Annotated in this window: 11 protein-coding genes; 5 read left to right on the forward strand and 6 right to left on the reverse strand. The window is 64.2% G+C overall.

Features of this window, described 5'->3' with window-relative positions; genetic code table 11:
* Positions 1-34: 34 nt before the first annotated feature.
* On the forward strand, positions 35-1,108 hold the full coding sequence (locus tag FJ959_RS00260) for an ABC transporter ATP-binding protein (protein WP_140525502.1): 1,074 nt from the start codon (positions 35-37) through the stop codon (positions 1,106-1,108).
* On the opposite strand, the gene FJ959_RS00265 is transcribed toward FJ959_RS00260, so the two are convergent.
* The 5 genes from FJ959_RS00265 to FJ959_RS00285 form a co-directional block, all read right to left on the reverse strand.
* Positions 1,072-2,382 (reverse strand): flavin monoamine oxidase family protein, encoded by a 1,311-nt coding sequence (locus tag FJ959_RS00265; RefSeq protein ID WP_181171661.1) that lies wholly within the window; start codon positions 2,380-2,382, stop codon positions 1,072-1,074. The two genes, FJ959_RS00260 and FJ959_RS00265, sit on opposite strands and share 37 nt — an antisense overlap.
* A complete protein-coding gene (locus tag FJ959_RS00270) occupies positions 2,379-3,455 on the reverse strand; it encodes an extracellular solute-binding protein (RefSeq protein WP_140627901.1) in 1,077 nt (358 codons plus the stop codon). The genes FJ959_RS00265 and FJ959_RS00270 overlap by 4 nt, the downstream gene beginning before the upstream one ends.
* A gap of 110 nt (positions 3,456-3,565) precedes the next feature.
* The gene (locus FJ959_RS00275; RefSeq protein WP_140525481.1) at positions 3,566-4,666 is read right to left on the reverse strand and encodes an ABC transporter substrate-binding protein; all 1,101 of its coding nucleotides are present in this window, start codon (positions 4,664-4,666) and stop codon (positions 3,566-3,568) included.
* A gap of 34 nt (positions 4,667-4,700) precedes the next feature.
* Positions 4,701-5,387 (reverse strand): transcriptional regulator BetI, encoded by a 687-nt coding sequence (betI, locus tag FJ959_RS00280; RefSeq protein ID WP_140525480.1) that lies wholly within the window; start codon positions 5,385-5,387, stop codon positions 4,701-4,703.
* 27 nt (positions 5,388-5,414) lie between these two features.
* A complete protein-coding gene (locus FJ959_RS00285; RefSeq protein ID WP_140627903.1) occupies positions 5,415-6,215 on the reverse strand; it encodes a class I SAM-dependent methyltransferase in 801 nt (266 codons plus the stop codon).
* Positions 6,216-6,416: 201 nt separating this feature from the next.
* On the opposite strand from FJ959_RS00285, the gene FJ959_RS00290 reads away from it, so the two are divergent.
* From FJ959_RS00290 to FJ959_RS00305, 4 genes are read left to right on the forward strand one after another with little or no spacing between them, the layout of a single operon-like run.
* Positions 6,417-8,036: an NAD(P)/FAD-dependent oxidoreductase gene (locus FJ959_RS00290; protein WP_140627905.1), complete on the forward strand. Its 1,620-nt coding sequence runs from the start codon at positions 6,417-6,419 to the stop codon at positions 8,034-8,036.
* Positions 8,023-9,588 (forward strand): NAD(P)/FAD-dependent oxidoreductase, encoded by a 1,566-nt coding sequence (locus FJ959_RS00295; protein WP_140627908.1) that lies wholly within the window; start codon positions 8,023-8,025, stop codon positions 9,586-9,588. Before FJ959_RS00290 ends, FJ959_RS00295 begins: the two co-directional genes overlap by 14 nt.
* Positions 9,589-9,639: 51 nt before the next feature.
* A complete protein-coding gene (locus FJ959_RS00300; RefSeq protein ID WP_140627911.1) occupies positions 9,640-10,863 on the forward strand; it encodes an aminomethyltransferase family protein in 1,224 nt (407 codons plus the stop codon).
* 2 nt (positions 10,864-10,865) lie between these two features.
* Positions 10,866-11,120 (forward strand): hypothetical protein, encoded by a 255-nt coding sequence (locus FJ959_RS00305; RefSeq protein ID WP_140500602.1) that lies wholly within the window; start codon positions 10,866-10,868, stop codon positions 11,118-11,120.
* A 5-nt stretch (positions 11,121-11,125) separates the two neighbouring features.
* On the opposite strand, the gene FJ959_RS00310 is transcribed toward FJ959_RS00305, so the two are convergent.
* On the reverse strand, positions 11,126-12,184 hold the full coding sequence (locus FJ959_RS00310) for a dipeptidase (RefSeq protein ID WP_140627914.1): 1,059 nt from the start codon (positions 12,182-12,184) through the stop codon (positions 11,126-11,128).
* Positions 12,185-12,255 lie beyond the last annotated feature (71 nt).

Genomic DNA, 12,255 nt, shown 5'->3' on the forward strand with positions numbered 1-12,255 from the left:
GGCCCCATCCGCACGAACCCTGTCCGAACGGACGATGATCGAGATCAACGGCGTCACCCGCAGCTACGGCGCCTTCAAGGCGCTCGACGATGCGTCCTTGACCATTCGCGAGGGCGAATTCTTCTCGCTGCTCGGCCCGTCCGGCTGCGGCAAGACCACGCTGTTGCGCATGATCGCCGGCTTCGACAACCCGACGAGCGGTTCGATTTCGGTCGGCGGCCAGCCGATGGAAGGCATTGCGCCCAATCGCCGACCGACCAACATGGTGTTCCAGAGCTATGCGATCTTCCCGCATCTCAATGTCGAGCAGAACGTCGCCTATGGCCTGAAGCGGCTGAAATTGCAGGGCGGCGAGGAGAAGCGCCGCGTCGAGGAGGCCTTGGCGCAGGTGTCGCTAACCGGTCTCGGCAAGCGGCTCGCCACCGAACTGTCCGGCGGCCAGCGGCAACGCGTCGCGCTCGCCCGCGCGCTGGTGATGCGGCCCAAGGTGCTGCTGCTCGACGAGCCGCTGTCGGCGCTCGACAAGAAGCTGCGCGAGCAGATGCAGGTCGAACTGCGCCGCCTGCAGCAGGCTGTCGGCATCACCTTTGTGCTGGTCACCCACGACCAGTATGAGGCGCTGGCCATGTCCGACCGCATCGCCGTGATGTTCGGCGGCAGGATCGCGCAGGTCGCCTCGCCCAAGGAGATCTACCAGCGGCCGGTCAACCGCCAGGTCGCCGACTTCCTCGGCGGCATGAATTTCGTCAAGGCCGAGATCGTCGAGGAGAACGGCGCCTCGCTGGTCGTCGACACGCTGGGCTTCGGCCGTGTGAAGACCGACAAGCCGAAGGCCTTCGTGCGCAATGGCGGCGGCGCCACGCTCGGCATCCGCCCGGAGCGCCTGCGCGTCCTGTGGGACAATGCGACGGCCAAGTTCGAGGTTGCCGGAAAGGTGGTCGAACGCCACTATTTTGGCGAGATCACCCATTTGATCGTCGAGATCCCCGGCCTGGAAAAGCCGCTGTCGGTAACCGAGACCAACGATTTCGGCGCCGACGATATTCCGGTCGGCACTTCGATTCGCCTCGCCTACGATCCCGAAGCCCTGGTGGCGGTGGCGGATTGACGGTCCGCGATGATCTTTCGCGCCGCTATGCGACCGGCAACGATCGCCCCTTCGACATAGCCGGGAAATGACGGCGACAGCTCCGACGATGCGAAATGAACAGGCGGCGCGCCGGCCAGGAGCACAGGTTCGGCATCGGTCGCCGCGACGTCGACGATGAGGTCGCTGTAGCCGCCGCCGCTCCAGCGGTCATGCGTCCAGTCGCGCTGGCTGAAACCCGCGATTTCGGCCGCGTCGGGACCGAGGGCTTCCACCAGTTTCCCGGTCACTTCGGCGCGCAGTGCCGTCTCGCCAAGCTCACCCCAGCGCAAGGCGAGCGGGCCGCCGACGAAGACGACCAGCGCCGCGTGGCCTTCATCCGGACTGGCATCGCAAGCGAACAGCCCCGGCGGGTCGCGCCACATCACCATGCCGCTCAAGCCGCGGCGGCGCCAGAAGGCAGCGGGGTAGCGCACTAGCACCTTGATCACGGCGCCGCTTTCCCAAACGCCGAGCGCCTTCGCCAGGGATTCGGGCAGGGCGGGTGCGAAGCCCAGTTTCGCCGCCATGACCGGCGGCACCGCGACAAGTGCCGCCCGCGCTTCAATGACACCCGCCGCCGAGACGATGCGAACGGCTTGCGGTCCATGCTCGATGCATGAAACGGCCGCGTTGAGCCACAGCCGGTCGCCGAGATCGCTGGCCAGGTCCTCGGCCACCGACTGCATCGTCTCGCGCAGGAAATACTGGAGCTCCGGCACCTCATTGGTGATGCGCCGATCGTTGTCGATCAGGTGCCAGAGCGGCAGTTTCTCCAGCGTCAGGCACCACAGGCCTTCGATCATCGAGCGGAAGGCTGCCTTGGCGGCATCGGCATCGTCTTGCCGGTCGAGCCAGGCGGCAACGGTCAGCCCGGCAATCGAGGGATCGTCCGGCGCGATCGCGTTCATCCGATCGCGGATCGCCATCGAACCAGAATAGGTTCGCTTCGCCTCGGCGGCGGAGATTGGCGGCTGGGCGATAAACGCGCCGTCGACATGGGTTTCGACAAGCGTCTTGCCGCGCGCGTCGACAAGCGCCATCAGCTCCGGCATGTCCTCGCACAGGAACTGCCCGCCACTGTCGATGCGCTCGCCGGAACCGATCTCCATCGACTCGACGCGCCCGCCGACACGGTCGCGCGCTTCGAGCAGCACGAAATCGACGCCGGCCTTTTTCAGCTCGAGCGCGGCCGACAGTCCGGTGAAGCCGGCGCCGATGATGACGACATCGGCTCTTGCGGATCCGCTGTTCAATAGCCGGCCTTGATCTTCTCGAACTCGGCGACCATGCGCTGCTTCAGTGCCGGCGGCACCGGCTGCTGGAACAGCGTCTTGTCGAGGAATTTGTCGAGATTGTCGAAGCCGCGGTCGGCCAGCACCTGGTGATCGACCGCGGCCATGCCGGCACCGTTGCCATGGCCGTAGCCGAAGGTCTTGACCATATAGTCCGACACCCCCGGCGCATTGACCGCGCTGAGGAAATCATAGGCCTGGTCGAGCTTGCCCGGCGCGTCCTTCATCAGCACATAGCCGCACACCCAGGTCGAGATGCCTTCCTTGCTGTCGCGGTTCATGGCGATCGGCAGGCCTTGCCCCTTCAGCGTCACATAGGTCTCGTTCCAGCCCCAGACGAGATCGACCTCATTGCCGATGAAGGCCTGGTTGAGATCGGTGTCGTCGGTCCAGTAGAAACGGATGTTCTTGTGCACGTCGCGCAGGAAGGCGGACGCCTTCTGGAACTGGGCATCGGTCATCCCTGTCCAGTCTTTCAGCCCGATGACCAGGCTCGCCAGCGCATAGGCGTCGTCGACATTGTCGCCGATGGTGACGCGGCCCTTGAACTTCGGGTCGGCGAAGATCCTGAGCGATTGCGCCTGCTCCGGCGTCACCTTGTCGGTGCGGTAGAGAAGCGAGGTGTTGCCCCAGTCGAATGGCATGAACCACGCCTTGCCGTCGTCGGTGGTGGCGAGATCCTTCATCGCCATGATGCCGGGATTGAGGTCTTTCCAGCCTGCTATCCTCGACGTGTCGAGCGGCTGCAGTAAGCCCGCCTCGCGCCACTTGACCACGCTTTGCGAACAGGGATGCGCGATGTCGGCCTTGAAGCCGGCCCGCATCTTCTCGAAGGCTTCGTCCTCGTCGCCGAAGAAGGCGAAGGTCGGCTCGGCGCCGTATTTGGCGGCATAGGCGGGGTGCAGCAGCGGGTCCTCATAGCCGGACCAGTCGAACACGACGAGGTCGCCGCCACCTTCCGCCCAGGCATACACAGCGCCGGCGCCGATCACGCAGGCGGCGGCAAGGGCAAGACGGCGTAGCACTGGCTTCATGGTGCGAATTCCCCGTCGCAAAAAGGCTGCCGCGAGGTTAGGAGAATTCGCCTCTCTTGGCGAGCCCGTCCGCCCACCATCTCCGCAGGCGGGCGGGCGGCCGAACCGGCTCAATAGCCGGCTTTGATCTTCTCGAACTCGGCGATCATCTTGAGCTTGAGCTGCGACGGCACCGGCGACTGGAACAGCGTCTTGTCGACGAATTTCTGGACATCGTCATAGCCTTTTTCCTTCAGGACGGCCTGATCGACGCCGGCCATGCCCTTGGCATTGGCCTGGCCGTAGCCCCAGTCCTTCACCAGCACCTTGGCGGTTTCGGGATCGTTGACGGCGTTCAGATAATCATATGCCTTATCGACATTGCCGGGCGCGTCCTTGAACAGCACATAGCCGCAGACCCAGGTCGAAATGCCTTCGTCCGTGTCCTTCTTCGCCTTGATCGGCACGCCCGCGGCGACCGACTGCACGGTGGCGTCGTTCCACGCCCAGGCAAGATCGACCTCGCCACCGCTCAAAAGCTGCACCACGTCTGTTGTGTCGGTCCAGTAGGAGCGCACGTTCTTGTGCACCTGGCGCAGGAAATCCGACGCCTGTTTGAACTGGTCGTCGGTCATCTTGGTCCAGTCCTTGACGCCGATGGCGAGGCTCGCCAGCGCATAGGCGTCGTCGACATTGTCGCCGATCGACACCCGGCCCTTGAACTTCGGATCCGCGAACGCCTTCAGCGACTGCACGTCCTTGGCGTCAACCTTTTCGGAATTATAGGTGAGCTGGGTGTTGCCCCAGTCCCAGGGCATGAACCAGGCCTTGCCGTCCGCGGTCGTGGCGAGATCCTTCATCGCCATGATTCCGGGATTGAGATCTTTCCAGCCTGTTATCTTCGATGTGTCGAGCGGCCGCAGCAGGCCGGCCTCGCGCCATTTCACCACGCTCTGCGAGCAGGGATGGCCGAGATCGGCCTTGAAACCCGAGCGCACTTTTTCGAACGCCTCGTCCTCGTCGCCAAAGAAGGCGAAGGTCGGCGAATCGCCGTTCTTCTCGACATATTTCGGATGGAAGCTCGGATCCTCATAGCCGGACCAGTCGAACACGACCAGGTCTTTGTCGGCGGCAACCGCCAGGGCTGCGGCCGACGCCGCCAGCACGCCGGTCAATGCCAGGGTCAATGTCAGGCGTCGGGCCAATGTCAGCCGCTGGATTGATGTCTTCATTGCTGTTCCATCCTCTTTTATTTTATCGATTGCTTCATGCCTTGCGACGGGTGGCGGCTGCTCCCTGGTAATGTTTAGGGAATGCGGCCGACAGGAATTCGTTGGCTGCCTGCAAGGCGCTCTCGCGGGTAGTGTCTTCGGTGCCCATCATCAAGCGCAGCCACAGTCCCTCCAGCATCGCGCTGAGCGCCAGCGCCATGACCTGCGGCTCATAGGCATAGCCGCCGCTTTGCTTGAGCGTCGCGCAAAGCTCGATGAAGATGTTCTGGTAGACGGCATCGCGGGCGCTGCTCAGCGCCTGGTAGGTCGGCCGCGACTTGGCCTCGCCCCAGAAGGCGCACCAGGCCGCCAGCTTGCGCTTGTTGCAGATCGAACGGTCGAAATCGGCCGCGACCAGGGTCCGCAACTGGTCGGCGGGGTCGTTCCCCGCTTTCTCCAAGGCATTGCGCCAATGCGCCGAGTACTCGTCATACATATGCTGCAAGGTCGCGATCAGCAGTTTTTCCTTGCTCTCGAAATGGAAATTGACGATGCCGCGCGACAGGCCCGCGCCATCGGCGACGTCGGCCATCGTCGTCTCCGAATAGCCGCGCTTGGCCAGCGAATCGATCGTCGCCTCGATCAGCTGAAGCTGCCTGACCTCCTTGGAGGCCTTGCGCCCGCGTTTCTCGGGTTCGCTCGATGCCTCGGCGGACTGCTCTTGGCGTGCTGCAATTTTCATGGGTGCGGTCATGCTCCACATCGCCGGCTAGCCGACCATCTTCGGTTTTTGCCCGCGAAGATGAGTGGGACGGTGCTCGCCACTGTCAAGCACCTTCTGCATGGCCTCCCAGGTTCGTATGTTCTTGTCGACATAGGCGGCGCCCACTGCCGCCGCGACCGTCGGATAGAGCGGCCCCTTCAGCCCTTCCAGTTCGCCCCGCGCCACCTCGCGGTACCAGGGATTGCGGTCACGAACCGCGATCTCGGCAAAGCCCGCCTGGCGCATCGCCTGTGCGTAGCGCGCCGGCGAGGCCATCGCGAAGGACAGCCCTTCGGTGGCGACATAGGCCTTCATCTCCGGTGATGGTTCGCCGTCATGCGAGATCATCCAGTTTGATGCCGCAAAGGCGCCGCCGGCCTTGAGCACGCGGAATATCTCCACAAACAGCGCATCCTTGTCGGCGACATGCAGCAGCGCATCCTTGGAGAAGACGACGTCGAAGGACTGATCCTCGAAAGGCAACCGCCCAGGCGGCGCCTGGATGAAGCTGGCGCGGTCGGCAAGCCCGCGGGAGGCTGCCCGGCGCCTGGCCGTTTCGATCACCGGCCGCTCGACATCGAAGCCGGTGACGTGCGCAGCGCCATGCCGTTCGACCAGATGCAGCGTGATGCCTCCGGACCCGCAGCCGATATCGAGGATGGTCTTGCCTGCGAGCGAAAGCCCCTCGAGCACGCGGTCGACTTCGTCGGGCCCGCCCGGCGACAGGTAGCCGTCGCCCCACAGCGCCTCGAGGAAGCGGATGGCGGCTCCGTCATACTCCGGCTCGGCCTCGGCCGTTTCGATCATCAACCCTCGATCCCCAATCGACGAATGTCCGTCTCGAACGCCTGCAAAGCCTAGCCCATGTCTGGGAAAACGCAACATCATTTGTTGAACATTCATTCAATATAGCTGGACAAAACGACGACTACCATGCCAAATTTCGCGCATTGAGGGGACGGATTACGCCAAAATGAACAGCGGATCGCATGGAAAGACTGGGCCAAAATGAAAGCTTGGGATGCGATCGTCATCGGCGGCGGACACAACGGACTGGTCAATGCCTGCTATCTCCAGCGCGCCGGGCTCGACGTGCTGGTGGTGGAGAAGAATCCCTGGGTCGGCGGCGCCGCCACCAGCCGGGAACTGACGCCGGGCTTCCTCTATTCCAACTGTTCCTATGTTTGTTCGCTGTTTCGCCCTGAAATCATGCGCGACCTCGAACTGCCGCGCTTCGGCCTGCAGGTTATCTCCTATGAGGGCGGCGCGGTGTTCACCAGGGATGGCGATTATCTCGCCAATTACCGGGACCATGATGCACACCGGCGCGAATTTGCGCGCTTCTCGAAACGCGATGCCGAAGCCTACGACCGTTATGCGCGCGACGTGACGCGCCAGTGCCGTTTCATCCAGCCGCTGTTGATGCGCACCGCGCCCGACCCGACCAGTCTGCGGCCGCGGGATCTGGGCGAGCTCCTTTATCTGGGCAAGAAATTCGCGGGCCTGTCGGCGGAGGAAATGGCGCTGACGCTGCGCTTCTGGACCATGTCGATCTCGGACTTCCTCGATGAATATTTCGAGACCGATGTCATCAAGGCCAATTTCGCTTTGTCCGGCATCATCGGCACGGCGCTCGGGCCGATGTCGCCCGGCACGGCTTATGTGCTGCTGCACCACTATATGGGCGAGGTCGACGGCTCGGTCGGCGCCTGGGGCTATGCGCGCGGCGGCATGGGCGCGGTGACAAAAGCGCTGGCAGCATCCTTCAAGGCGTCGGGTGGAACCATTCGCACCGGCGCCGAGGTCGACCATGTTCTGGTGAGCCGCGGCAAGGCCAAGGGTGTGGTGCTGGCCGGCGGTGAGGAGATCCGTGGCAAGCTCGTCGTCTCCAGTGCCGACGTGAAGCGAACCTTCCTGAAACTGGTCGAGGAGAAGGAACGGCCAGAGATTTTCCTGCGCCGGGTCAGGAACTTCAAGATCCGAGGCTCGTCCGGCAAGGTCAACATCGCGCTGGACTCGATGCCCGAATTCCCCGCTCTGCCGAAGGATTCGCCAGTTTATCGCGGCGACATGCATTTCACCGATTCGATGGAGCGCATGGAGCGCGCCTATGACGATTGGAAGGCCGGGCGCTGGTCGGCCGACCCCTTCCTCGACATGGTCATCCCGACGACGCTCGACCCGACGATGGCGCCGCCGGGAAAACACTTCATGAGCTGCTTCGTGCAATACGCGCCGCCCAAGGTGAACGGCCATGAATGGACCGACGCCGATCGCGACGGATTCGCCGAAAGCGTGATTGCGCAGATTGCCGACTACTCGCCCGGCTTTCGCGACCGCATCGTCCACATGGAGGTGCGCACGCCGCGCGAAATCGAGGCCGAGGTCGGGCTCACCGAAGGCAACATCTTCCAGGGCGAACTGACCTTCGACCAGCTCCTGTTCAATCGCCCGGTGCCGGGCTACGCGCAATACCGCTCGCCGGTCGGCGGGCTTTACATGTGCGGCTCCTCGACCCATCCCGGCGGCGGCGTCATGGGCGCGCCCGGACGCAATGCCGCGGCCGAGATCCTGCGCGATCTCGCAAGATCGACCTCGCATATGAGCCCGGCCCATGACGTCATATGATGCAATCGTTGTTGGCGGCGGCCATAATGGCCTCGTCACTGCTGCCACGCTGGCGAAGGCAGGGCGCAAGGTGCTGCTGCTGGAAGCGGGAGCCGAACTCGGCGGCGCCGCGCGCACGGAGGAATTCGCGCCGGGTTTTCATGTCTCGTCGATCGCCCATCTGCTGAACCGCCTGCATCCCGACGTGGTGAAGACGCTGGAGCTGGAGAAGCATGGCCTGCGGATCACCCCAGACGACTTCGCGCCGTCGGTTGCGCTGTCGATGGACGGCTCCCCGCTGGTCCTGCACCGCGCCTATGGCGAAACGCTGACCGGCGCAAGTTCGTCCGAGCAATCCGCGTGGAAGCAGTTGCGCGCGCAACTGCTTCGCTACGCCGGCATCCTGGAACCCTTCCTCTCGCGTCGTCCGCCCGATCTGGCCGGCATGTCGCTGCTGGAGACGGCGGCGCTCGGCCAGACCGCTCTGGCGCTGAAAAGGCTCGGCAAGGAAGACATGCGCGATTTCCTGCGTGTGCTTTTGATGAACGTCGCCGACCTGCTCGACGAGCAGCTTGCCGACATCAGGCTGAAAGGGCTGCTTGCCTTCGACGCGACGCTCGGCAGCCATCTCGGTCCGCGCTCGCCCACCTCGTTGCTCGGCCTCTACTACCGGCTGGCCGGCGAGGCCGGCGGTGCGGCCGGCGCGCAGATAGTGCCGAAGGGCGGCATGGGCGCGGTGATCGCCGCCATCCGCGCCTCGGCCGAAAAGGCCGGCGTGAACGTCCGCACATCGGCGCCTGTCGCAAGGATCATTGTCGAGAAAGGCCGCGCCGTCGGTGTCGCATTGGACAATGGCGAGGTGCTGCGCGCCAGGACGATCGTCTCCGCGACAAATCCGGCGACGACTTTGCTCGACCTTGTCGGTCCACGCGAACTCGACATCGGCTTCGTGCGCAAGGTGAACAACATCCGCATGAAGGGTGATGTCGCCAAGCTTCACCTGGCGCTCGACAGGCCGCCGCAATTCACAGGTGTCGATGCCGCCGGCCACAGGGGGCGGCTGGTTATCGCCCCCTCGCCCGATCATGTCGAGCGCGCCTTCAATCCATCCAAATACGGCGCGTTCTCGCCCGAACCGGTGATGGAGATCACGCTGCCAAGCCTCGCCGATCCATCGCTCGCGCCCGACGGCGCCTGCGTGCTGTCGGCGGTGGTGCAATACGCGCCCTATGCTCTGAAAGAGGGATGGGGCGCCGGCAAGGCGAAATTCCTGGAGGCAATCATGGCTCAGCTCGAAGCCTACGCGCCAGGCATCGGCAAGACGGTGCGCCACACCGAGCTCTTGACGCCCGCCGACATCGAAACGCGCTACCGCATGCCGGGCGGCCACTGGCACCACGGCGAGTTGCAGGCCGACCAGATGCTGATCTCGCGCCCGGTCTCGGGCTGGTCCGGCTACGACACACCGCTCGACGGGCTGTTTCTCGCCGGTGCCGGTTCACATCCCGGCGGCGGCGTCTCCGGCGCACCTGGATTGAACGCCGCTCGACGCATTATTGCGATGAAGGGGTAAGGCGATGTTTCAGTTGGCGGCAGTCGCGTTCTACGGCGAAGGATCGCCAGCATGAATCAGCAACCATCATCCGCCCGCATCGCCGCCCAATCCCACTTCCGCACGTTGCGTCTCGGCACGCCGTTCCAGCCGCGCATCGATGCTCTGGCCAAGACCCAGGATTGGTACAACTGGGCGGGCTACCGCGCCCCCCATTCGCTGTGGGACGAGGAGCTCGAATATTTCGCCATTCGCAGCCAGTCGGCGCTCTTCGACATCTCGCCGATGACCAAGTACCGCGTCGAGGGACCGGACGCCGAGGCCTTCCTCGACCGCGTCACGCTGCGCGACGTGACCAGGCTGAAGCCGGGCCGCGTCCATTATACCGCGTGGTGCGACGACGAGGGCTTCGTCCTCGATGACGGCACGCTGTTCCGGCTCTCGCCAACGCGGTTCCGGCTGTGCTCGCAGGAGCGGCATTTGCCTTGGCTGCTCGACAGCGCCATCGGGTTCGATGTGACGGTGGAGGAAGAGACCGAAGCCGTCGCGGGCCTGGCACTGCAAGGTCCGACCTCTTTCGCCGTGCTGCGTGATGCCGGTTTTGCCGATGTCGAAAAGCTGAAGGCATTCGACCTCGCCGAATTCCCGCATGATGGCGAAACCGTCACCATCTCGCGCACCGGCTTCACCGGCGACCTCGGCTATGAACTGTTCATGCCGGTCGACAAGGCGCTGAGCCTGTGGGACCGGCTGATGGCGGCCGGCGAACTGCGCGGCATCCGCGCCATCGGCTATGCCGCGCTCAGCCGCGCCCGGATCGAGGCCGGGCTGATCGTCGCCAATGCCGACTTCACGACGGCCGAACACGCCATCCGCGCCGACCGCTTGCGCATGCCCGATGAGATCGGGCTCGGCTTCATGATCGGTCTGGAAAAGGCCCATTTCAACGGCCGTCGCGCCATCTTCGAGGCGCGCGCCAAGCGCAAGCTGCGGCATGTGCTGGTCGGGCTGGAGATCGAAGGCAACATCCCGGCCGAACACGCCATCGTCTATCACAGGAAGAGCCAGGAGGTCGGGCTGGTCAGCGCCGCCATGTGGTCGCCGATGGCCAAGCGCAACATCGCCATCGCTTCGCTGGTGCGACCATATGGTGATACTGTCGTCGACGACCTCTGGGTCGAGATCTACGCAATGCGCGAGCTGCAATACCAAAAGCTGATGAAGCGGGCCAAGGTGGTGCCGCGGCCGTTCATCAAGCTCGATCGCCGCACCGCCAATCCGCCGGCGGATTTCTGACCATGGACGAGGAAGCCGACAAGCAGCAAGAAGAGGCGGCCGAACAGTGGGAACTGGTCAACACGCCGCTCGGCGAAAAATGGTCGGGCCGCACACGCTATGCCGCCGCCATGTTCTTCTACAAGCGCGGCGAGATGAGCGCCGAGACGCTTGAGGTCTACCGCATCTGCGCGCGGCTCGATTCGGAAAACCCGCTGCCGATCATCCGCGACCGCGGCGTCGGCAAGGACTGGCTGAAGCGCATGGGGTTCGGCTGACCTGCCTATCCTATGGTTCTTTCCAGCATGGCCAGCCAGTTTCGGTAGGCGATCTTTTCGATCAGCGCGCGGCCGAAGCCGCGTGCGGCGAGCGCATCGATGAGCTTCGGCAGGCCGGCGGCGTCGCCAATGACGGCCGGGATCATGGCTCCGTCGAAATCGGAGCCGAGGCCAACCCCATCCTCACCCAGCGCCTGCAGCAGGGAATCGATGTGGCGCACCATGATGTCGAGGCCGGTATCGGCATTCATCTTTCCGTCCTCGCGCAGGAAGCCGGTGGCGAAGTTCAGCCCGACCAGGCCGCCGGTTTCGCGAATCGCGCCGAGCTGCCAGTCGGTGAGATTGCGTGAGTGGCCGCAGATCGCATGCACGTTGGAATGGGTCGCGACCAGCGGCGCATCGCTGAGCGCGGCGACATCGCGAAAGCCTTTCTCGTTGAGATGCGACAGGTCGATCATGATCCTGAGTTGGTTGCAGGCCTTGACCAGCGCCTTGCCGGCATCGGTCAAGCCGGGACCGGTATCGGGCGAGGACGGAAAGCGGAACGGCACGCCATGGCCGAAAGCGTTCGGGCGGCTCCAGACGATGCCGAGCGAGCGCAAGCCGGCGGCATGCAGCACGTCGAGCATGGTGAGTTCGGGATCGATCGCCTCGACCCCTTCGATATGGAATACCGCAGCGATCGACTCGCGCGCCATGGCGCCGCGCACATCTGCGGCATTGCGGCAGACGCTCAGCGCTCCGGCCCGCTCCAGCCTGAACAGGATCGAGGCCATCGCAATCGTCGAGGCCAGCGCATCGCTGTGCGGGAGTTCGGGCGGCAAAGGCTCGGCATCGCTGGGCGTCGACGGGACAGCGCCGCGCCGGCCTCTCTCGACAGGGGGCGGGAAGATCGCGAACATGCCGCCGGCAAACCCGCCGGCCCGTGCGCGCGGCAGGTCGATATGGCCGCCCGATTTCCCTTCCATGAACAGCTTTTCGACGTCCGGGTCTTTCGACTGATAGAGTCTGAGCAGCGTGTCGTTATGGCCGTCGAAGACGGGAACGAGATCGGTTTCGGTCATGAAGGGATCATTCGGTTCGATGTGTCGCACGCCGCCCGCGATATATCATATCTACTTAGGCAAGATGGGCC

Source organism: Mesorhizobium sp. B2-2-4 (assembly GCF_006442375.1).
GTDB lineage: Bacteria > Pseudomonadota > Alphaproteobacteria > Rhizobiales > Rhizobiaceae > Mesorhizobium.